Raw genomic sequence first — 21,635 nt, forward strand, 5'->3', positions numbered from 1 at the left:
ACAGGCTGATTGTCGATATGTGTCAGCATGCCCTTGATGGCTTTGAGCTGCAACACGGAGTGCCCTGAAACAGGGTTCATGGCTGGACTTCTCGCTGCTATACCCGTTTCTGATGACCTGTGCATGAGGGCGGCTGTGATGACCGCTGGATTTGTAACACGTCGTGAACCCCAAGGCGGCTAGCCAGGTGGTTGTGACATGGGATAGGCCGCTTGTTTTCGCGTGGAAGCGAGTGATGAGGGGTATTAATAAATAAATTGTGTGAACCAGTTGGCATTTCTTTCTTCTGGCGTGGCGATTTCCCTGGGTTGTACATAAGCTGGATTTGTATAAGATGTGATCAGGCTAGATGCCGCTTCCATAATAAGCCAGGACGCTGACGACGTTTCCTTTATGCAGGGTCATCGTTATGCACGAGTCACGCCGCACCCCATCATCAGCCAGTGCTTCGCGCTTGCCAGCCGAATCTGTCATCGCTTCGGATGCTCTGGTGTCGGTGAGTAGCTTGGGATTGCCACCGCTGGGCATTGAGGTTGTAGAACTCGAAGACCGACAGCAACGCAAGCTCGACGCTCTTCGCGCGCATATTGATACCCTGCTGAGCGAACACTGGACCATTGCCAGCAGAAGCCCGCTTACCCTGCGGCGCGGCAAACAGATGTGCTATGTATTGCATGGCATGCTGATCAGCGATCGATTTATTTGATACCCGCAGTCCTGCATTATTGTGTGCAGCAACGCACCTGACCTTACGTCAATAATGCTGGCTTACGCTGCTCAGCCACTGTGGGTCGAGTCGCGTAACCAGCAGGGTCAGTTGCCTGCTCTGCATGCGCTGCTCATGCTGCAAGCGCTCCGGTTGAAGTTCGTCCTGCGCTACCTGGTTTCCTTCCAGTTCATGCATGTGCTTCAGGCCCAAATGATAGAAGCGCAGTAACAGCATGGCATCAGCGTCACCCGCCTCAACGCCCTTCTCGACCTTGTGCATGATATTGCTGACGCTCATCAGTGCGCGCTTCAATCGCCAGCCATAAACGGCATGTGCCATCCAAGGCTGCTGCCAGAATAGAAGGCGCACAATCAGAATGCTCAACGCCAGCCCAAACAGTATGCCGCCCAGATTCCATCTGAAATTACTACCCTCTGGCGAGCCAAACAGATGTACAGCGAGTGTGGATAGACCCATGGCCAGCAGCGCAAAAAGAGCAACACAGATCAGCGTGCTGGTGCGTGTCTGCCGCCTGAACTCTGCGGGGTCATGGTCTTGGATTTCAAACGGTTGAGTCACGCGTCGTTCCAGTTGCTGGGTGGGGTAACAGTATAACGCTAGCTTGTCGGCAGGAGCATTGCCTTAACGCCGCTGGCGATGTTCTACTTGCGGTCCAAAGATTGAAGTCATTTTGCAGTCGATACACGGCATCTGGAGTCCTAGTGGGATGATCTGTCACCATGAGAAATGTATTTTCATCCATATTCCCAAAAATGCCGGTCAGAGCGTTGAGCATGTTTTTTTACAACGCCTTGGCTTGAGCTGGGATACCCGAGCGCCTCTGCTGCTGCGGCAAAATGATCGTCCTGAGCTCGGTCCACCCCGTCTTGCCCACCTTAAAGCCGGTGAGTATGTAAGCTGCAGATACGTCTCATCCACAATGTTTGACAGCTATTACAAGTTCAGTTTTGTGCGCAATCCCTGGAGTCGCATGGTGTCATTCTATAAATATCTGGGATACCAGCGGCGCTGCGACTTCAAGACCTTTCTGATGGGGCCTTTCAGTAACAGGCTGTTTGAGGACATGTACTGGTTTGTGGGGCCCCAGGCGGATTACCTGTATCAGGGAGAGCGTCTGCTGGTGGACTTTGTCGGTCGCTTCGAGACGTTGCAGCAAGACTTTCATCAGGTCTGTGATGCGCTCTCCATACCGCAGACGGGACTGCCTCATGTAAACAAATCACGCGAAGCAGTCGCTCGAATGACCCCTGCTGAGTCCTTGCGGACGCTGGCTCGGCGCCTGACCGGGCAGCGTATTCCGGTTCATGCGGACTACCGTGATTACTATGATCAGGCAACCCGGCAGCGGGTGGCCGAGCTGTATGCCCGTGACATCAGTTGCTTCGAGTACCGCTTCTGACAGCACAGGTTCAACCTGATCAGGATTGGACGGATGACATTGCGCTCGGTTTCACTCTTTGGGTCTATACTGAGCCAGGGCTGCCACAGGCCCATCCAGACAAGGATACCAGGATATGAGCCAGGCTCCTCCAGACCCCAATCCAGTCCCTATGGGCAGCATCCTCGACAGCCTCGATGCGCTGGTCTATGTGTCGGATATGCAGACCCACGATCTCCTGTATATGAATGCCTATGGTCGCCGGTTGTGGGGCGAGCCAGGTGGCCGACGCTGCTGGGAAACCATTCAGACTGGTCAGACCGGCCCCTGCGTGTTTTGCACCAATCATCGTTTGCTCGATGTTGACGGCAAGCCCAAACCGCCCTACGTCTGGGAGTTTCAGAATACGCTGACCCAGCATTGGTACCAGTGTCGGGATCAGGCCATTGTCTGGACTGATGGCCGTCTGGTGCGAATGGAAATTGCCACTGACATTACCGACCGAAAGCGTGTTGAAGAACAGCTGAAGCACGCCAAGCAACTGGCTGAAAATCTGGCGCAAACGGATGAGCTGACCGGTCTGCGGAATCGACGGGCGTTTTTTGCCCTCGGTATCCAGACCCTGCATCAGATGCGCCGCAGTAAACAGCCGGTTTCACTGGTCATGTTCGATGCCGACAATTTCAAGCAGATCAATGACCATTACGGTCACAGCGCGGGTGACAAAATGCTGGTGGCCATGACCCAGGCTGCAGCGCCGCTAGTCCGTGACGCGGATATTTTTGCCCGTATCGGTGGGGAGGAGTTTGCCATATTGCTGGCCGGTCAGTCGGCGGAAGAAGCCACTGCACTGGCTGAACGCCTACGCCAGGCGCTGATGGCGATGCAGGTCAGGTATGGCAATTCAGACATCCTGTGTACGGCCAGCTTTGGTATTGCACAGAGCCCTGATGCACAACACAGCCTGGAGCAGCTGCTGTCGGAGGCGGATCATGCCATGTACCGGGCCAAGGCCGCAGGCCGGAATTGTATTGAGGTGGCGGGGCGATTCGACTGAGGTGGCCGCACAAGGCTGGGCTGACAGTGCCGAATACGCGGCTGGATCGGCCAAAGCGTGGTCCCGACCTGAAACCCAGGGCATGCTCAAGGCTGGCATGTCAGGCGAGGTGGAGCATGCGCCACAAACCATCGGTTGATGAACTCAATGCGTTTTTCAATGAGACCTTTCCTCAGGCCAAGGTTCGGGTTGAAGCCTTGGGTGAGGCCTCGGCAACGGTTCGGCATCGAGTCGGACATGCCGAGCTGCGTCCGGGCGGCACGGTCTCGGGTCCGGTGATGATGACCACAGCGGATGTAGCCTTGTATGCGGCCATTCTCGGTGAAATCGGTTTGCTACCGCTGGCGGTGACCACGGCATTGAATATCAATTTTCTGCGCAAACCTGCGGCTGGTTGCGACATTCTTGGCGTATGCCGCTTGCTCAAGGTTGGGAAAACGCTGGCCATAGGCGAGGTATCGATATTCTCCGAGGGCTCGGACGAGCCGGTGGCTCATGCGGTGGGTACTTATTCGATACCACCAGAGCACAGCCGTTAAGCGCCTTGCTGTGGCGTGGCAGGACATGTTTCGGTTTATTTCATGAACCGGTTAACACTTTAAAGTATTTCTGCTTTTTACAGCATCCGATGATTGGGCACACTGCATTGGCATATTGCCATCAAATAGCGCAGGGGAAGCCCGAATGATTTTTTTTGGAACCAAGGGAAAGGTGGTGCAGGGGCAGTTGGTTGACGGGCTGGTGTGCCCTAGCTGCAATAACCGTGAGTTCATCAGCTTTGGTGTGATGCGCTATTTTCACTTGTACTGGATTCCCACGCTGATGACCTCGCGGCAGGTCGGTGTCGAGTGTCTGCACTGCAAGAAAACCCTGATGGACAAGGAAATCCCGGCCGAGGTGCGTCAGGCACTGTCCAGCAAGCTGTTTACCCGTGGCCGCATGGTACCGTTGTTCTCGGGCCTCATTCTGATCGCTGTGCTCTTTGCTGGTATGGCCGTTGTCGTCAAACAGGAGGTTGATAACGAAGCCGTCTTTATCCAGCAGCCGATGGTCAACGACCTCTACCTGGTCGATTACAGTCGGGTCTACGAACATGAGGATACCGAGTTCAAACATGGGGTCATGCGGGTGGTCTCGGTCAATGGCGACAAGATCAAGTTTCAGTTGAGTACTCTCGCCTATGACCGGGTGTCCGGCGTACGCCAGGATGTGCGAGACGGCAGCGCCTATGTTGACAGCTACTACAATGAGACTATGTTCATGAGTCTGAACGATCTGCTGTCACTCAGAAGCGCCGGGGGATTGCACGGCATTACCCGGCCCTGATAGCCCCGGTATGTGACCTGCCCGGTTATTCTGGTCGGGCAGGTTCGTCTTGTTTTGCACTGTCCAGATTGGATCTTTCCCATTCCGGCGGTCGCCACAGGTGTTCAAGTCGTTGCCCCAATGCGCCTGGCTTGGCCATGTCGCTGAACAGGTCGCGGTACTCATGCAGCCAACTGATCAGCAGGCCCTGTCCGGGTACCGGGCGGGTGATGCCGTATTCTATCGGCTGATCACAGCGCTCACAGGCAAAGCTGCCGAACAGTCGATCAAACAGGATGAAAACCCCGGCGTAGTTGGTGTCGATATAGGCCGGGTTGCGCCCATGGTGTACACGATGGTGATTGGGCGTATTGAACACATACTCGATGGCCGGATGCAGCTTGCCCACCAGGGTGGTGTGAATGAAGAACTGATAGACCAGCGACAGGGCGTAGCAGACGCCGATCCATACCGGATTGAAGCCGAGCAGTGCCAGTGGCACGTAGAACAGCCAGCCGCCATTGAAGATATTGGTCGCGTTCTGGCGCATGGCGGTCGAGAAATTCATGCGTTCCGACGAGTGATGGGTAACATGGGCGGCCCACAACCAGCGCACTCGGTGCGAGGCTCGATGCATCCAGTAAAAGCACAGATCAGTCAGAACAAACAGCAGTAGTGCGCTGGTGAGGGTCAGAGAGATATCCAGCAGGCGATAGTGGTAGGCCAGCGCATAGACGGGGAAAGCGATAATCCCGGCAAACAGCAGCTCGGTCATCTGGTAACCGGCGCCGAGCATGAAGTTGCGTAACGACTCCTTGCCATCCACCAGGCGGGGATCATGGCGGATCTTCAGATATTCCCAGGCAAATACCCCGATAAACACCGGTGTCGCCAGTATGAAAACCAGCTGCCGCTCATCCATGGCCAGCCAGGCTGGCAAGGCGTTGACCAGATTGGCGAGGCCGCTATCGACATACACTGCATTGAACGCCGAGGCCCAGTTCATCAGAGTTGTTCCTGTAAGGCTGGCAATTAGTCTCAGTCTGCCCCGGTTGCTGATGCAAAAATTGACTTTTCATGCCACCATTTTGACCGAATATGCCAAATGCAATGGAGGCTGATGATGACGCCACTGCGGGTAACCGGCGCCTGGGTGCAGTTGTTGACCGCCTGGCTGGATCAACAGGCTCTGCCGGCGCCGGGCGTGCGGGCGATTCTGGGTAGTCGCCGGCCAGCAGATAACGTGCCGTTGCCACTCTGGTCCGATATGCTCGAACAAGCATTGCAACTGCGCCCCGAGCTGCCTGCCCAGGCCTTGGCTGTGGGCGCTCTGGTTGAACCACGACACCTTGGGGTGTTGGGCTATCTGATTCTGGCCTGCGATACCCTGGGTGAGGCACTGCAGGTCTATCGCCGTTACGAGCGCCTGTTCTACGGCGTCAATCTGGCCCAGGTGCAGCTCGATGCGGGGGAGGTCAGACTGTCCTGGCCTGCCTCAGCATCCACCGGCAGGCTTGCCGATACGGTTGCCATAGCCGCGTTGGTAGCCTTTCAGCGCCGTTTGCTGGGTAGTGCCTTCACCCTCAAGTCTGTCAGTTTTGCCTTTGCCAGACCGGATAAGCGCCAAGAGCTGCAGTGTTATGAAGACTTTTTCGCCTGTCCGGTCTCCTTTGCGGCAACGGAAACGGCGGTTGTCATGCCGCTTGAGTGCCTGGTCAGCCGCTTACCCGGTAGCGACCCGTATTTGCGCGGATTACTGGACAGTCAGGCCCAGGCGCTTTTACGTGCAGCACCGGATGCGGGTGAGATCGACCGCGCGGTGCAGCAGGCGCTGATCCGTTGCTTGCCTGAGGGGCAGGTAACGCTGCCACGTATTGCCAGGCAGCTGCATTTGTCGGTGCGCAGCCTGCAGCGGCGGCTTGCCGAGCAACAGACTTGCTGGCGCCAGCTTCTGGATCAGACCCGTGAACAGTTGGCCTGTGACTATCTGGCTGACGCCGCACTGAGTGGCACGGATATCGCCTTCCTGCTTGGCTTTTCCGAACAAAGTGCCTTCAATCGCGCCTTTCGCCGCTGGACAGGCTCCTGTCCCGAGCGTTATCGCCGACACCTGGCGTACAAGAAATGTAACGGGCTATGAGCCTGACCTGGGCTTTCATACAGAGACGGGGTGTATTTTTGTATGAATCACTGCTCACAGCCATGAGTTATATGATCCATTATTTCAATGCCTTGGCCCGTATGGTTGAAAGAACAAAGCCTGAATGACGTATTGCTGACACAAGATGAGCAGCCCAGGGGTAATTTCTAATACTTATACAGAGTGCTGACGTCTTGTTTATTTTGTATAGGTTTGTGGTACAAAAGCGTCGAAATGTGAAAGCGGCCACATTCCAGGGCCCCATTTTTCGGAGAGCGTTGTACATGAACGGTCATTACGATCCAGGTCTTGTTTTGCTGTCTTACCTGGTCGCCATTCTGGCGTCCTACAGTGCCCTGCATTTTGGCGCGCAACTGTCATCGTCTGGTCGGGCCAAGGGCCGATTCTGGCTGGCTCTGGGTGCCATGACCATGGGTACGGGCGTCTGGACCATGCATTTTGTCGGTATGCGTGCGCATATCATGCCGGTGGAAATGACCTATGATCTGGGCATAACAGTGTTTTCCTGGTTGGCTGCAGTGCTGGCGTCCGCCATTGCCCTGTTCATTATCAGTCTGCAGAACGTCCGTGTGCTGCATGTGATTGTCAGTAGCCTGGTCATGGGTGGCGGTATTTCCTTGATGCATTATTCGGGAATGTGGGCGATCAACATGAGTCCGGCCCCCAGCTATGATCCGCTGCTGCTGGTGCTCTCGATTGTAATCGCCATTGTCGCCTCGGCGGCTGCGATGCTGATCTGCCGCGCTCTCAAGGGCACCAGCGGTCGCAAGGCCGCAACCTTGCAAGCCATTGCCTCGTTGGTGATGGGGGCCGCTATTTGTGGCATGCACTATACCGGCATGATGGCTGTAAGCTTTCCGGCCGATGCCATGCCACATCCTGGTAACCAACTGGCTGGTGGCTGGCTCGGGTTACCGCTGGCCTTGACCATCAGCGTCTTTATTGCACTGGCGGTGATGTCCGCCGTCGCGGATATGCGTCTGCGTAAACTAGAACAGTTGCGGGCAGTGGAGCAAGAGGAAAAGCTCAAGCAGATGGCTTTCTTTGATAGCGCCACCGGTCTGCCCAATCGTGCTGCTTTCGACAAGGCCGTTTTTGATCTGATGATCCGCAGTGAGGGCAGCAAGTCGCCTTTCGGGCTGCTTTTCCTGTCGCTGTCCAACTTTCGCAGCGTCGAAAAACAACTGGATGAGACCCGGCTGCACAGTCTTTCGCTGATTTTGAAGCGCCTGGTTGGAGCAGACATATTCCTCGCCCGTTATGCCTCTGGCGGTTTCATGTTGCTGCTTGATCAAGCGCAATTGGCAGACAGTAGCGCGCTGACCAAGCGTCTTCAGCAACTGCCGCTGCAACTGGCCGACGGTGCAGTAGCCTTGCAGTGGCGGCTTGGCTCAAGCCGCTTCCCAACGGATGCGAGTTCGAGCCGCATGTTGGTAAAAATAGCCATGCAGACCACGGAAATGGAAACATTCTCGGTAACCGGACTGAACAGCGGTTCGGTGCTGTTCGGTGCTCAGACCGAGGCTACCTCGGCCTGAGTCAGTGGCCGGTACTCGCCCGGTCTTAATCCGGGGTCCAGGACAATGGACCCCATGCTCTCACGGTGCAGCGACGTGACCCGGTTTCCGACGGCATGAAACATGCGCTTGATCTGATGGTAGCGCCCCTCATGGATAGTCAGTCGAGCCTGGCAGGGGCTGAGCTGTTGCAGGTAGGCAGGTTGCAGCGTGATGCCTTCATGGGCGAAATACATGCCCTGAGCAAAGCGATCAGCCGTATCCGGGCTGATCGGGTAAGCGGTGCTGACCAGATAGACCTTGGGGGTCTTTTTCTCCGGCGCAGTAATGCGACGGGACCAGAGGCCGTCATTGGTCAGCAACAAAAGACCTGAGCTACTGCGATCCAGGCGCCCGGCTATGTGCAGATCGCTGCGCAATGCGGCGGGCAGGCACTCCAGTACCGTCGGGTGTTGCGGATCCTGGGTAGCACTGAGCAACCCCATTGGCTTGTGCAGCATCAGATAGCGGGCCGGGGTGGCAGCCTGAACGCATTGCCCTTCCAGGGTCACCGACATGAAACGATCAATGTCGGCGTTGACATCACGCACAATCAGACCGTCGACACAGACCTGGCCGCTGGCGATCAGCAAACGGGCGCTATGGCGGCTGTAGTCGGGCAGATTGCTGATCAGGCGGTCGAGTTTCATGCCGCCATTTTATCCTTAACAGCTGTCCTCAGGCTCAATTCTTGACCTGCCTTGGTTTGCGCAGCGGGTTTTGGACTACTATTGCAGCAACAGGGTGTTCCGCATCAGGGTGACAGGTGACAAGACTAATAAGCTGGCTATGGACAATAGGCGCCCGAGACAAGTCGATCAACATGCGCCGTCAGATTGCCCTGGGAAATCAGGTTGGCCTGATGGCAGCGGCTATGACGTTGCCTTACCAGTTGTTTTATTTCCTTTATGATTTTACCCAGTACCGCCTGGTATTCAGCTTTAATGTACTTTTTATCCTGTTGTACATCTCGGTGTTGTATTTCAACTACCGAGGACGCTATGAGTTCTCGCGCAATCTATTGCTTTTGAACGCAAGCGCTCAGGTGTTTGTCGTGACTTATTTCATCAGCTCGGCGGCAGGCGTACACCTGTTTTATTTCACCATTGGAGGCGTGCTGGCGCTGATCTACAAGGAAATGCGCCCGCTGCGCTTCTGGCTGCAGTCTGTAGGTGTTGGCTTGTTGTTTCTGATCAGCCACTTTGCCTTTACGGCGCAACGCACGCCAACAGCTGTTCCGTCACCCTTCGTCGATATCATGTTTGCCTGCAGTGTTCTCGGCGTATTGAGCATGTCGGCTGTGCTGTCCTATCTGTTTCGTCGCGAGATTGATATGGCCGAGCGCGATCTGACCGAAAGCAACCGGACGCTGACCGCCCTGAGCAAGACCGATACCCTGACGGGTCTGGCCAATCGTAGACAGCTGGATGACACGCTGGAGCGCGAATGGCTGCGCATGAAACGCAATAGTCGCCCTTTGTCGGTGATCATGTGCGACGTCGATTATTTCAAGATCTATAACGACAACCTCGGTCACCAGGCCGGCGATCTGGCGTTGCAGTCAGTGGCCAGAGCGCTGCGCGAAACCGTGGTGCGCCCGGGGGATCTGGTGGCGCGCTATGGTGGCGAGGAGTTTGCCGTGGTGCTGCCGGAGACCAATGAAGCCGGCGCTTGTCGGGTCGCCGAAAGTATTCGTCAGGCCGTCATGGCGCTGGGTCTGCCGCATGTGGCCGGACACGCCGGCGAGGTTGTCACCTTGAGTCTGGGCGTGGCAACGGTTGAGGATTACGGTCCGGATCTTACTCCGGCCTGGTTGTTAAGCCAGGCTGACCAGGCGCTGTACCGGGCCAAGGGGGCAGGGCGTAACCGGGTTGAGTGTTTGTCCGCGGCCGAGCCGGCAATCAGTGTTTGAACTGGATAAACTGCCGGTGTGGATTTGGGCCGCGCCAGATAAAACCCTCGAAATAATAGTGCAGAAAGGACAGGGTCAGAATCACGATACTGACCAGCGGGTATTGCTGATGGCTGGTCAGTGCCAGGGCAATCAGGATGGAAAACAGGGGTAGCAGCAGCACCGGTGACAGTCGGCTGAAGGCGGTGGCGCGGTACACCAGATTGACTGGCTGGGTCTTGTTGCGGTTGCGGTCATGGGTGATATAGACCATGTAGGCCGTCACGTCATGGATGATGCGCGGGATCAGGATGACAAACAGGGTGTAGCCGATTTCATTGATCAGCAGCGCTGACAGCAGCAGCGCGACATTGCCCCACAGATACCATACCCCGATACGGCTGCGCGATTGTGGCGTCAGGCGTATTGCCAGGGTGAGCAGCGCGGCGCACAGCAGAGCGGCAACCGTGGTCATCAACTGGTACAGGCTGATCGGGCCAAGATGGATCTGACCCAGATACTGGGCCCCGTAGACATTGATATAAATGGCGAAACCGGCAAACACCGATAGCCACTTCCAGGCCTTGAAAGTGCCGTTGGGCGCTATGCCCATCATCATCAGGGTCAGGCCCAGTTGCTGGGCCAACACGTGGTAGATGGTGTAGAAGGCGAAGAACACGAACAGCAGGTTGTAACTCAGTGGCTGCGGACCCAGGTAGCCGGCGCTGGCCAGCGCGGCAAAGGCCAGCATGGGCCAGAACAGGGTGCGGCGGTAATGCGCCAGATAATCCCGGTCGGCCATGGTGATCAAACTGGCAATGATATGCGGCAAGCCGAAAATCAGCGTCCAGAGCGGCCAGTTATCCGGGTTGTCCGGCAGATACTGGTGCAGCGCCAGGCCATTCAACAACAGGCTGTCAATCAGCACCAGCGACAGGCACAGTGGGATGATGGCATACAGCGCCAATAGCCAGCGGCAGTCGATGCTGTGCGGTATCTCGGCGGCGTTATTCATTATTATGCGTTGAATCCATTGACCATTCCGGCTCAGTGGAGCATAAACTGGCGCACCCCGGCATCACCCGTCCGGGGCAGGTCGATGTACTCGAAATAAAAACAAATATGTGCGGGCAGACCATGACACTTCCTCTCAGAACCCGTTTTGCCTATGGCATCGGCCAGATTGCCGAGACCATCAAGGCGACCGGGTTTGATATTTTCCTGTTTTTCTACTTTACCCAGGTACTGGGTTTGTCCGGTACCCTGGCGGGCATAGCCGTCATGATTGCCTTGGTGTTTGATGCCGTGACCGACCCGCTGGCCGGTTATGTCTCGGATCATTGGCACTCACCGCGTGGCCGTCGCCACCCCTTCATGTTTGCTGCAGCAGTGCCGCTGGGCCTGGCCTGGTATGCGCTGTTCATGCCGCCCGAGGGGCTCGGTGAGTGGGGACTGTTCTTCTGGTTGACCGGTTTTGCCATTCTGGTGCGCGGCGCCATTACCCTCTACTACGTGCCCTATCTGGCGCTCGGTGCAGAGCTGACCAGCGATTATCAGGAGCGCACATCAGTAGCGGCCTGGCGCGGATTCTGCGGTGTCACTGCTGCGGCGCTGGTGGTGGTTGTCGGGATTGCCCTGTTTTTTCCTGACACTGACGCCTACGAGAACGGTCTGCTCAATCCGGCCGGTTATCCCAAGGTGGCACTGACCGGCGCCTTGTTGATGGTGGTGGCCATTCTGCTGTCAACCTGGGGCACCCTGGATCGCATACCTACGCTACCCAAGTCGCTGAAAGGCCAGGCGCGCTCATCGGTACGCGCCGATATTGCCGCGGCCTGGGGCAATCTGTCGTTTCGCTCGCTGTTTCTCGGCACGCTGCTGGTAGCGGTGTCGATTGGCATAGTGCAAACCCTGAACATGCACTTGAACGTGTTCTTCTGGCAGCTTTCCAGCAGCTCTATTGCCTTTCTCGCCATCGGTCTGCTGACCGGCTGGCCGGTGGGTATTCTGCTGGCCCGGCCGATGCATGCACGCTTCGACAAGAAAGCCACCATCATGGGCGCTGCATTGGTCGGAGCCCTGTCCAGCAACGTTGCCGTGGCAGCCAAGTTGCTGGGTTATTTCCCCGCCCAGGACAGCGCGCTGTTTGTGCCGCTGATCTTCTGCCTGTTGTTTGTCGGCGGGGTGGCATCAGGTCTGGCGATCATTTCCGGTGCCTCGATGATGGCCGACGTGACCCAGGAGCATCAGTACCGCACCGGTCGTCGCCAGGAGGGCTTTCTGTTCAGTGCTACGGCCTTTACCGGCAAGATGGCCGCTGCCGTGGGTTATCTGGTGGCAGGTATCGGTCTTGACCTGATCGCCTTTCCGGTTCAGGCCGAACCCAGCACGGTCACCCTGGCCGAGGTCAATCGTCTGGCCATGCTGAATCTGTCAGCCTGCCTGTTCGGTTTTGCCTCGATCGGCGCCTATTGCTTCTATGGCATTGACCGCCAGCGTCAGGCCGAGACGCGGCAAGCGCTGGATGACCTGGAAGGGCAGCAAAGTACTTGCCCGCCAGACGTCTAGCGCACAGCATAGGGGCAGACTCCATAATTAAGGCCTGATTGTATGAGCCCCTGTGAATTGCAACTGCTGTCGATCAATGCGGCAACCGCCCGGCCCCTGCAGGTGGGTAACAAGCAACTCAATACCGGGCTGTTCAAACAGCCGGTATCGGGTCCGGTCAGCATCACCGCGGCGGGCGTGCCCGGCGATCAGATAATCAATCGCACATTTCATGGCGGGCCGGATCAGGCGTTGTATCTATACAGCCGTGAAGACAGTGATTGGTGGGCCGGGCAGTTGCAGCGTGAGTTGGAACCCGGCTTTTTCGGTGAGAACCTGAGCATCTCGCGCTGGTGGCCGGATGTGCGGGTCGGCGACCGCCTGCAGATAGGTCAGGTGCTACTGGAAATTACCGCGCCGCGTATGCCCTGTGCAGTCATGGCCAGTCGTGTCGGTAACCCGGCTTTTCTCAAGGCATTCATTCGGGCCGAACGCTCTGGTGCCTATGCACGGGTGCTGCAACCGGGTCAGCTGTGCGCCGGCGATGCCATTGAGCTGGTGCCGGCGGCGGCGGAGTACCCCAGAGTCCAGGATATTTTCCGTTACTGGCATGCCAAGGGCCATAACGCCGATTTTCTCAGGCAGGTGTTGCGCGCACCGGTAGCGGTAATTCTGCGCGAGGCGCTGCAGCAGCAATTACTGGAAGCCGAAGCCGCCACCGGCCAGTTACCGGGACTCTGAGGGGGCGAAGATGCAGGACTGGCATTACAAACTGCTCGCTGATCTGGTGCTGGCCAGCCATCTGGCGGTAGTCTGCTTTGTGCTGGTGGGGTTGATTCTGGTGTTTGTCGGCAATGCGTTGGGCTGGCGCTGGGTCAACAACCTGTGGTTCCGGCTCGCGCACTTGCTGACCATTCTGGTGGTGGTAGCGCAGGCTTGGATGGGGCTGGTCTGCCCGCTGACCACGCTGGAGATGTTGTTACGCAGTTTGGCTGGTCAGAGCACCTACAGTGGTGGCTTTGTTGCCTTCTGGATGCAGCGGTTGCTGTACCACGATTTTCCGGAATGGGTATTTATTCTGATCTATACCGGCTTTGCCGGGTTGGTACTGGCGTCCTGGTGGCGCTACCCGCCGCGCTTTGGCGCCGGGCGCTCGGCCGACTGAACGGTGCCGGAGCAATCTGCCCCGGCACCTAGCAGCCTTAGCTGCGCTCGAGCGCCAGGGCCACGCCCTGACCGCCGCCGATACACAGGGTAGCCAGACCTTTCTTGGCATCGCGGCGCAGCATTTCATGCAACAGGCTGACCAGTACCCGGCAACCAGACGCGCCAATCGGGTGGCCCAGGGCAATGGCGCCACCGTTGACGTTGACCTTCTCGGCATCCCATTTGAGCTCCTTGCCTACTGCCAGTGCCTGGGCGGCAAAGGCTTCGTTGGCTTCGATCAGATCCAGGTCGGACACGGCCCAGCCGGCCTTGCTCAGACAGCGTTGGGTAGCCGAGACCGGGGCAATGCCCATGACGGCCGGGTCTACCCCGGCATTGGCATAGGCGGCGATTTTAGCCAGCACCGGCAAACCCAGCGCCTTGGCCTTGTCGGCACTCATCAGCAGCACGGCAGCGGCACCGTCGTTCAGACTTGAGGCGTTACCCGCCGTGACGCTGCCGTCCTTTTTGAACGCCGGGCGCAGACCCGCCAGTGATTCGGCGGTGGTGCTGGCACGGGGCTGTTCGTCACGGCTGACGGCCAGCGCGTCGCCTTTGCGCTGGGGTACCATAACCGGAGTGATTTCCGCGTCAAAGCGACCGGCATCCTGAGCCGCCACGGCCTTTTGCTGTGAGGCGAGCGCAAAGGCATCCTGCTCGGCGCGGCTGATGCCGTAGCGGTCAACCAGATTCTCGGCGGTGATGCCCATGTGATAGTCATTGAAGGCATCCCAGAGACCGTCATGGATCATGCTGTCGAGCATCTGACCATGGCCCATGCGTTGACCGCTGCGCGAGCTGGGCAGCAGGTGGGGCGACAGGCTCATGGATTCCTGACCGCCGGCAATAATGATCTCGGCGTCACCACAGCGAATCGCCTGGGCACCCAGATGCAGGGCCTTGAGGCCGGAGCCGCAGACCTTGTTGAGGGTCAGTGCAGGGACGCTGACAGGCAGGCCGCCATGGATGGCTGCCTGGCGCGCGGGATTCTGGCCGCAGCCGGCGGTCAGTACCTGACCGAAGATCACCTCATCGACACTGGCTGGATCAATCCCGGTTTTCTCCAGCAGCGCACGGATCACCGTGGCACCCAGTTGATGGGCGGGCAGGCTGGCGAACTGTCCGGCAAAACTGCCGATGGCAGTACGGGTGGCGGCGACGATCACGACCTCTTGCATGGGGCATTCCTCTACACGGATTCTCAAAGGACGTCAGCATAGAGGCCTTGATCGGTCAGAACAAGTTGTCTCAGGCGCGATTCAGTCTGTGCTCGATCAACTCGTCGACTACCGCCGGGTCAGCCAGCGTCGAGGTATCACCGAGGCTGTCCAGTTCATCACAGGCAATCTTGCGCAGAATGCGGCGCATGATCTTGCCCGAGCGGGTTTTCGGCAGGCCCGGGGTCCACTGGATATAGTCCGGCTTGGCGAAGGCGCCGACCTGATTGGCAACAAAGGCGGTCAGTTCCTTGATCAACTCCGGTGTCGGCGTGACGTCGTGCATCGGCATGACATAGGCGTAGATGGCCTGCCCCTTGATATCGTGCGGGCAACCGACCACGGCTGCCTCGGCGACCGCGTCGTGCAGTACCAGGGCGCTCTCGACCTCGGCCGTGCCGATGCGGTGGCCGGAGACGTTGAGGACATCGTCAACCCGACCGGTAATCCAGTAGTAGCCATCCTCGTCGCGGCGCGCGCCGTCACCGGTAAAGTACACGCCCTTGTAGGTGCTGAAGTAGGTGTCGACCAGGCGCTGGTGATCGCCATAGACGGTACGGATCTGACTCGGCCAGGAGCGTTTGATAACCAGGTTACCGCTGGCCGGACCCTGCAGTTCGTTGCCCTCGGGATCAAACAGCGCGGGTTCGACGCCAAAGAACGGGCGGGTCGCCGAGCCGGGCTTGAGATCGGTGGCGCCGGGCAGGGGCGTGATCAGGATGGAGCCGGTTTCAGTCTGCCACCAGGTATCGACAATCGGGCAGCGCATTTCACCGACGACATGGTAGTACCACTCCCAGGCTTCCGGGTTGATCGGTTCGCCGACACTGCCAAGCAAGCGCAGGCTGCTGCGCGAGGTGCTGCTGACATACTCGTTACCCTTGGCCATCAGGGCGCGAATGGCGGTCGGTGCGGTGTAGAAGATATTGACCTTGTGTTTGTCGACTACCTGCCAGCAGCGTGAGGCATCCGGGTAGGTGGGTACGCCTTCGAACATCAGGGTGGTGGCACCGTTGCACAGTGGGCCGTAGACAATATAGGAGTGGCCGGTGATCCAGCCGACATCGGCGGTACACCAGTAAACCTCACCGGGGTGGTAGTCGAACACATAGTGATGGGTCATGGCGGCGCCCAACAGATAGCCGCCGGTGGTATGCAGTACGCCTTTGGGCTTGCCGGTGGAGCCCGAGGTGTAGAGGATGAACAGCGGATCTTCGCTGTCCATGGGTTCGGGCGTACACTCGGCGGATGCCGCGGCGCAGGCCTCGTGGTACCAGAGATCGCGCGCGGGCTGCCAGTCAATCGAGCTGCCGGTACGCTGCACGGTAATCACTGTGTGCACATCCGGGCAGGCCTTCAGCGCCTGTTCGACGTTCTGCTTGAGGGGCACCTTCTTGCCGCCACGCACGCCCTCGTCAGCGGTGATCACCACCTTGCAATCGGCATCGAGAATTCGGTCGCGCAGGGCGTCCGGGGAGAAACCACCAAAGACCACCGAGTGAACGGCGCCAATCCGGGCGCAGGCGAGCATGGCATAGGCGGCTTCAGCGACCATGGGCATGTACAGACAGACGCGGTCGCCTTTGCTGACGCCACGGGCCTTGAGCACGTTGGCCAGGCGGCACACCTGCTCATGCAGCTCGCGGTAACTGATGTGTTTGTGCTCGGTGGGCTCGTCACCCTCCCAGATGATCGCGGTCTGGTCGCCGCGCTCGGCCAGATGCCGGTCGATGCAGTTGACGCTGACGTTGAGTTTGCCGCCGATAAACCACGCCGCTTGACCCTTGAGCATGTTGCTTTCGTGGACCTTGGTCCAGGGTTTGTCCCAGCTCAGGAAGCGTTTTGCCTGGTTGGCCCAGAACGTATCGGGTTGCTCGATGGACTCTTTGTACAGTTGTTGATAGCCGGCATCATCGATATGCGTATTGGCGCGCGCCGCATCGGATACCTTGTGGTTCTCGATCTTGTACATGATATGGGGTCCTCTTGTTGTCTCGGCATGGCCAGCTTTGTTATGCGACAAGACTTGATCATATCAGCGGCTAATTCAACCCTTCTTTGGTCTGATAGGGAGGACGGGGGTGGCCGGCTGATCGCAGTAGATCAAGCCGGCGGAAGGCTATTACTTGAGGCTGAACTGCAGATTGTCGATCAAGCGTGTCTTGCCGAGGAAGGCGGCGGCCAGGACTACCATCTCGGTGGTGTCCTGATTCACCGGGTCGAGGCTCAGGGCGTCGCGCAGATCCAGGTAGTCGGCACGCAGTCCGGCACTTTCCAGCTGTTGGCGCGCGGCTTCAATCACCGCCGCGTAGTCACGGCGGCCCGACTGGATCTCGCTGACCACCTGTTGCAGGGTGCGGTACAGCTGCGGCGCGGTCTTGCGCTCGGCGCTGGACAGGTAACCGTTGCGTGAGGACAGCGCCAGCCCGTCCTCTGCCCGAATGGTCGGCTCACCCATGATTTGCACCGGCAGGCACAGGTCATGGGCCATTTTGCGAATCACCGCCAACTGTTGATAGTCCTTCTGGCCAAAGACGGCCAGATCCGGCTGGACTATGTTCAGCAGCTTGCAGACCACGGTGGCCACGCCTTCAAAGTGGCCTGGACGGCTGGCGCCGCACAGGCCTTCAGACACCACCGGCACGCTGATCCGGGTATGGCCTTGCATGCCGTGCGGGTACATGTCCTTCACGCTGGGCGCAAAGATCAGGTCGGTGCCGACATCCAATAGTTTGAGCTGGTCCTCCTCAAGGGTTCGCGGGTAACTGTCGAGGTCTTCACCGGCGCCAAACTGCAGCGGGTTGACGAAGATGCTGACGACCACGAAATCGGTACGTTGGCGGGCTTTCTCGACCAGGGTGATATGCCCGGCATGCAGATTGCCCATGGTCGGAACCAGGCTGATGCGTTTGCCTTCCTGGCGGGCACGACTGAGGGCTGCGCGCAATTGCGCAATGCTGTGCAAGGTGTTCATGGTCTCAGAACTCGTTTTCGGCCGCAGGGAAGGTCAGGGCTTTTACTGCATCAACATAGGCACGCAGTGCCGCCGGAATATCCGTATGGTCGAGCATGAAATTCTTCACAAAACGGGGCTGGCGGTGACCGCGGGTCAGGCCGAGCATGTCATAAATCACCAGAACCTGACCATCCGTGCCGCTGCCAGCGCCAATACCGATAACCGGGACGGACACTGCCTGGGTGATGGCATTGGCCAAGGTGCTGGGCACGCATTCGAGCAGCAGCATGCTGGCGCCGGCGGCCTCAAGCGCCTTGGCGTCATCGAGAATGATCTGCGCCTGGGCATCCAGACGACCCTGGACCTTGTAGCCACCGAGCAGATTGACGGACTGTGGTGTCAGGCCCAGATGCGCACATACCGGTACACCGTTCTGCACCAGGGTACGAATGGTTGGCGCCAGCCAGCCGGCTCCTTCGAGCTTGACCATCTGTGCACCGGCCTGCATCAGCACGCGGCTGTTATTGATGGCCTGCTCCTGGGTGGCATAGGACATGAACGGCAGGTCGGCCATGATGAAGGCGTGCGTGTTGCCGCGTTTCACGGCCGCTGTATGGTAGGCCATATCTGCGACGGTGACCGGCAGGGTGCTGTCGCAGCCCTGCAGCACCATGCCCAGTGAGTCACCGACCAGAATCACTTCTACGCCGGCCTCATTGACCAGCTTGGTGAACGTGGCGTCATAGGCGGTGAGGCAGGTAATCTTCTCACCGTCCTGCTTGAGCTTGTTCAGCGTTGTCAGGGTTACATCAGGCATGGTTGATTCCACTGGTTCGAGCCGGCGAAGGCGTCGTCTGGTTGGGCACTGGCCGGATTGTGTCGCGGCGCTGGCGCTGGATGCTCAGGATGAACCTCATGGGCAGTATAGTCCTGAAGCGTGTGCTTGGTTGCGAGACATCTTTTACCCCTGTGATGAGAAGTCGGCAAGGGGTTCAAGGCCCGATTTCGGACATTTTTCCAACCAATGCTGCAACGGCGTACCGTCGGGCAGCAGTAGATCAGCGGCCAGCTCTGCCAAGGGGTAAAGCACAAAGGCTCTGGCGTGCATATGGTAATGCGGCACCTGCAGGCGTTCGTCCTGGATCTGCCGGTTGCCGTACAGCAGGATATCCAGGTCCAGCGTACGCGGGCCCCAGCGCTCGGCCTTGCGTTCACGACCCTGTTGCCGTTCGATCTGCTGCAGGGCATCGAGCAGAACATGTGGCGCAAGATCGGTGTCCAGCGCGGCAACGGCATTGATATAGCTGGGCTGATCCTGCGGCCCCATTGGCGCACTGCTGTAGAGGCGTGAACAGCCAGCCAGCCGGGTGTCAGGCAATGCGGCCATGGCCTGCAAGGCACGCCTTAATTGACTGGCCGGGTCAGCCTGATTGCTGCCCAGTCCGATGTAGCACCGATTTGTCATGCGTCGCTCTGCGGTCTCGACCTGGGCTTGCGCTTGCGCCGGGGACGAGCACCCTTGCCCGCGCCCGGCTTGTCGTCCAGCTCGGAGATCATCTTGCGGCGTTTGTCGGCACTGGCGTCCTGATAGTCGGTCCACCATTGGCCCAGCCCCTCGGTTTCTTCACCGGCTCCTTCGCGCAGCAGAAGGAAGTCGTAGGCGGCTCGGAAGCGCGGGTGTTCCAGCAACTGGTCAGCACGTCGGCCACTGCGCCGCTGAAGGCGCGGTTGCATGTCCCATATCTCCCGCAGCGGCACGCTGAAACGCTTGGGAATGGCGATATGCTTGCAGGCATCACTGAGCAGATCCTGGGCTGCCTGCTGCTGGGCCGGAATCAGCGGAATGCCTTTTTCTTCAAGGGCGTTGATGCGGGGCGCCAGACCCGGCCACAGCAAGGCCGCGAACAGGAAAGCCGGGGTCACCGGCCGGCCATCACGGATGCGCTCATCGGTATTACGCAGAGCCTGTCGGATCAGTCTCAGACAGTAATCCGGGTTCGCTTCAATGGCCTCTTCGGTGTCGGGAAACAATGGCTCGAACAGGTAGTAGTAATGCAGTAGATCAAAAGTCTTTTCGCCCTGACCGCTCATCAGCAATTTCAGGCTCTCATCAAAGAGTCGGGCTGGTGGAATATCGAACAACAGCTCGGCCAGATCTGGGATCGGCGCGGCGGTGTGGGCTTCCAGCTCGAAATCCAGTTTGGCAGCAAAGCGGATCGCCCGCAGCATGCGCACGGGATCTTCCTGGTAACGTTGCTGCGGGTCACCGATCAGGCGGATCAGGCGGTTGCGAATATCATGCATGCCGTTGGCATAGTCATGGATATGACCGGTGCTGACGTCGTAATAGAGCGCGTTGATGGTGAAGTCACGGCGCTGGGCGTCGTCTTCAAAACTGCCATAAACGTTGTCACGCAGCAGGCGACCGCTTTCGCTTTGTCGGGATTTTTCGTCGCTGTGGGTGTCGCTGCTTTCGCCTTCATCACCATGGCTGGCGCGGAAGGTCGCGACTTCGATGATTTCGCGGCCAAAGTGTACATGCACTAGTTTGAATCGACGGCCAATCAGCCGGGCGTTGCGAAAGGTGGCGCGTACCTGTTCGGGTGTGGCGCTGGTGGCCACATCGAAATCCTTGGGTGTCATTTCCAACAGCGAGTCCCGCACACAGCCCCCGACGACAAAGGCCTGGTAACCCGCCTGTTGCAGACGCTCGACTACGTTGACGGCGTTGCGACTGATACGCTCGCGGCGCAGGGAGTGCTGGCTGGCGGGAATCACCGAGGGTGTTGTGCGGCGGCGAGCCGGACGACCAAAGGGGGTAGGCAGTTTTTGCAACAGCTTTCGAATCATAGGGGCTGGCGTTCCACCGGCATATTCAAACCCGCATCAGGGGGGGCTGAAAGTCGCATGTATGTCAGGGAAAAATCACTGAAGAGCCGTTTCTGACCGATCACGACACTGCATGACAGTGTGGGTTGGATCGGACTGAACTGCTGTATGGCAGCCAATTGCCTGACCTGAATGAACGGCATTCTAGCCTGTATGGCGTTGGAATAGAATTGTGCGCTGATAATCAATACTACGGAGGGGAAAAAGCGGTAAAGAATGCGGGTTCCAGAAAAGCTAAAGGGGAGTATGAACTCCCCCTAATGGTATTTTTTATTTTTATTATGTTCAGCAAAGTTGTTTTTGTTAGGCAGAGGCGACAGAGCCGCCTTTGATATGCCCATCCCGGGCTATCCCAAAAACAAACGGATTGCTTTGGACGCTTATGACTCAACTCATTGCCTATCGTGGCGCTGGACTGTCGGTTGCTCAGGCAACTTTTATTCTTCTCTGTCCAGTCGAACGTCCTGTTCGCAGAGTGGAGGACACATTCTCCAAAAAAATCAGTTTGCTACGACTCGCACGTTTTATTTTTATTGTGTGTGTAGTCAGATTTTATTTTTATTATGTGGTGCTTGGTTTTTATTTTTGTTGTGCAAAACATATAGCACTTGCCGTGCCAACTTAGGCAATCTCTTTTAATTCAACAGGTTAAGATTTTTTCAGTTAAAGCGGGGCAGGCTGCAGAGGGTGATTCGTTACCTATCAACCCGTCCATGTGTTACGTAACAGACTGATAGGGGTA

Annotated in this window: 21 protein-coding genes; 11 read left to right on the plus strand and 10 right to left on the minus strand. The window is 57.9% G+C overall.

Annotated features, from left to right (window positions below; genetic code table 11):
- The first annotated feature begins 409 nt into the window (after positions 1 to 409).
- Complete coding sequence (locus AC27HQ_RS15780) at positions 410 to 706, plus strand: hypothetical protein (protein WP_487157161.1); 297 nt, start codon at positions 410 to 412, stop codon at positions 704 to 706.
- 48 nt (positions 707 to 754) lie between these two features.
- Here the strand turns inward: AC27HQ_RS15780 and AC27HQ_RS15785 are convergent, their stop codons facing one another.
- Positions 755 to 1,288: a DUF3087 family protein gene (locus AC27HQ_RS15785; RefSeq protein ID WP_487157162.1), complete on the minus strand. Its 534-nt coding sequence runs from the start codon at positions 1,286 to 1,288 to the stop codon at positions 755 to 757.
- A 148-nt stretch (positions 1,289 to 1,436) separates the two neighbouring features.
- Here AC27HQ_RS15785 and AC27HQ_RS15790 point away from each other — a divergent pair, with 148 nt between their 5' ends.
- The 4 genes from AC27HQ_RS15790 to AC27HQ_RS15805 all read left to right on the plus strand — a co-directional run bounded on the left by AC27HQ_RS15790 (position 1,437) and on the right by AC27HQ_RS15805 (position 4,491).
- Positions 1,437 to 2,129, plus strand: a complete 693-nt coding sequence (locus AC27HQ_RS15790) for a sulfotransferase family 2 domain-containing protein (protein WP_487157164.1) — start codon at positions 1,437 to 1,439, stop codon at positions 2,127 to 2,129.
- Between the two features lie 115 nt (positions 2,130 to 2,244).
- Positions 2,245 to 3,165, plus strand: a complete 921-nt coding sequence (locus AC27HQ_RS15795) for a sensor domain-containing diguanylate cyclase (protein ID WP_487157165.1) — start codon at positions 2,245 to 2,247, stop codon at positions 3,163 to 3,165.
- 116 nt (positions 3,166 to 3,281) lie between these two features.
- The gene (locus AC27HQ_RS15800) at positions 3,282 to 3,704 is read left to right on the plus strand and encodes a PaaI family thioesterase (protein WP_487157166.1); all 423 of its coding nucleotides are present in this window, start codon (positions 3,282 to 3,284) and stop codon (positions 3,702 to 3,704) included.
- 145 nt (positions 3,705 to 3,849) lie between these two features.
- The gene (locus AC27HQ_RS15805; RefSeq protein WP_487157167.1) at positions 3,850 to 4,491 is read left to right on the plus strand and encodes a hypothetical protein; all 642 of its coding nucleotides are present in this window, start codon (positions 3,850 to 3,852) and stop codon (positions 4,489 to 4,491) included.
- A gap of 25 nt (positions 4,492 to 4,516) precedes the next feature.
- On the opposite strand, the gene AC27HQ_RS15810 is transcribed toward AC27HQ_RS15805, so the two are convergent.
- Positions 4,517 to 5,476, minus strand: a complete 960-nt coding sequence (locus AC27HQ_RS15810; protein ID WP_487157168.1) for a sterol desaturase family protein — start codon at positions 5,474 to 5,476, stop codon at positions 4,517 to 4,519.
- A gap of 114 nt (positions 5,477 to 5,590) precedes the next feature.
- Between AC27HQ_RS15810 and AC27HQ_RS15815 the strand changes: the two genes are divergently transcribed.
- Together AC27HQ_RS15815 and AC27HQ_RS15820 are read left to right on the plus strand one after the other, a co-directional pair.
- The gene (locus AC27HQ_RS15815) at positions 5,591 to 6,610 is read left to right on the plus strand and encodes a helix-turn-helix domain-containing protein (protein ID WP_487157169.1); all 1,020 of its coding nucleotides are present in this window, start codon (positions 5,591 to 5,593) and stop codon (positions 6,608 to 6,610) included.
- A 284-nt stretch (positions 6,611 to 6,894) separates the two neighbouring features.
- Positions 6,895 to 8,169, plus strand: coding sequence for an MHYT domain-containing protein (locus tag AC27HQ_RS15820; protein ID WP_487157170.1), 1,275 nt, complete (start codon positions 6,895 to 6,897; stop codon positions 8,167 to 8,169).
- Here AC27HQ_RS15820 and AC27HQ_RS15825 read toward each other — a convergent pair.
- Positions 8,145 to 8,837 carry a pseudouridine synthase gene (locus AC27HQ_RS15825; protein ID WP_487157171.1) on the minus strand — a complete coding sequence of 231 codons (693 nt, stop codon included), beginning with the start codon at positions 8,835 to 8,837 and terminating at the stop codon, positions 8,145 to 8,147. The two genes, AC27HQ_RS15820 and AC27HQ_RS15825, sit on opposite strands and share 25 nt — an antisense overlap.
- A gap of 116 nt (positions 8,838 to 8,953) precedes the next feature.
- Between AC27HQ_RS15825 and AC27HQ_RS15830 the strand changes: the two genes are divergently transcribed.
- A complete protein-coding gene (locus AC27HQ_RS15830) occupies positions 8,954 to 10,099 on the plus strand; it encodes a GGDEF domain-containing protein (RefSeq protein ID WP_487157172.1) in 1,146 nt (381 codons plus the stop codon).
- Here the strand turns inward: AC27HQ_RS15830 and AC27HQ_RS15835 are convergent.
- Positions 10,089 to 11,093, minus strand: coding sequence for a hypothetical protein (locus tag AC27HQ_RS15835; protein ID WP_487157173.1), 1,005 nt, complete (start codon positions 11,091 to 11,093; stop codon positions 10,089 to 10,091). The genes AC27HQ_RS15830 and AC27HQ_RS15835 overlap by 11 nt on opposite strands.
- Positions 11,094 to 11,215: 122 nt before the next feature.
- On the opposite strand from AC27HQ_RS15835, the gene AC27HQ_RS15840 reads away from it, so the two are divergent.
- Genes AC27HQ_RS15840 through AC27HQ_RS15850 form a run of 3 tightly spaced genes read left to right on the plus strand, consistent with a single transcriptional unit; the run spans position 11,216 to position 13,790 of the window.
- Complete coding sequence (locus AC27HQ_RS15840) at positions 11,216 to 12,646, plus strand: MFS transporter (RefSeq protein ID WP_487157174.1); 1,431 nt, start codon at positions 11,216 to 11,218, stop codon at positions 12,644 to 12,646.
- A gap of 42 nt (positions 12,647 to 12,688) precedes the next feature.
- Entirely contained in the window at positions 12,689 to 13,366 is a 678-nt protein-coding gene (locus AC27HQ_RS15845; RefSeq protein ID WP_487157175.1) for an MOSC domain-containing protein, read from the plus strand.
- A gap of 10 nt (positions 13,367 to 13,376) precedes the next feature.
- Positions 13,377 to 13,790 (plus strand): DUF2784 domain-containing protein, encoded by a 414-nt coding sequence (locus tag AC27HQ_RS15850; RefSeq protein WP_487157176.1) that lies wholly within the window; start codon positions 13,377 to 13,379, stop codon positions 13,788 to 13,790.
- Positions 13,791 to 13,827: 37 nt separating this feature from the next.
- Here AC27HQ_RS15850 and AC27HQ_RS15855 read toward each other — a convergent pair whose 3' ends face one another.
- The 6 genes from AC27HQ_RS15855 to AC27HQ_RS15880 form a co-directional block, all read right to left on the minus strand.
- On the minus strand, positions 13,828 to 15,009 hold the full coding sequence (locus AC27HQ_RS15855) for an acetyl-CoA C-acetyltransferase (RefSeq protein WP_487157177.1): 1,182 nt from the start codon (positions 15,007 to 15,009) through the stop codon (positions 13,828 to 13,830).
- A 70-nt stretch (positions 15,010 to 15,079) separates the two neighbouring features.
- Entirely contained in the window at positions 15,080 to 17,020 is a 1,941-nt protein-coding gene (gene acs / locus AC27HQ_RS15860) for an acetate--CoA ligase (RefSeq protein ID WP_487157178.1), read from the minus strand.
- A 150-nt stretch (positions 17,021 to 17,170) separates the two neighbouring features.
- Positions 17,171 to 18,022, minus strand: a complete 852-nt coding sequence (panC, locus tag AC27HQ_RS15865; protein WP_487157179.1) for a pantoate--beta-alanine ligase — start codon at positions 18,020 to 18,022, stop codon at positions 17,171 to 17,173.
- Between the two features lie 4 nt (positions 18,023 to 18,026).
- Entirely contained in the window at positions 18,027 to 18,821 is a 795-nt protein-coding gene (panB, locus tag AC27HQ_RS15870; RefSeq protein ID WP_487157180.1) for a 3-methyl-2-oxobutanoate hydroxymethyltransferase, read from the minus strand.
- Positions 18,822 to 18,965: 144 nt separating this feature from the next.
- Positions 18,966 to 19,469: a 2-amino-4-hydroxy-6-hydroxymethyldihydropteridine diphosphokinase gene (gene folK / locus AC27HQ_RS15875; RefSeq protein WP_487157181.1), complete on the minus strand. Its 504-nt coding sequence runs from the start codon at positions 19,467 to 19,469 to the stop codon at positions 18,966 to 18,968.
- Complete coding sequence (locus AC27HQ_RS15880) at positions 19,466 to 20,854, minus strand: polynucleotide adenylyltransferase PcnB (RefSeq protein WP_487157182.1); 1,389 nt, start codon at positions 20,852 to 20,854, stop codon at positions 19,466 to 19,468. The genes folK and AC27HQ_RS15880 overlap by 4 nt, the downstream gene beginning before the upstream one ends.
- Positions 20,855 to 21,635 lie beyond the last annotated feature (781 nt).

The sequence above is a fragment of the Halopseudomonas sp. 4NH20-0008 genome, assembly GCF_057548395.1.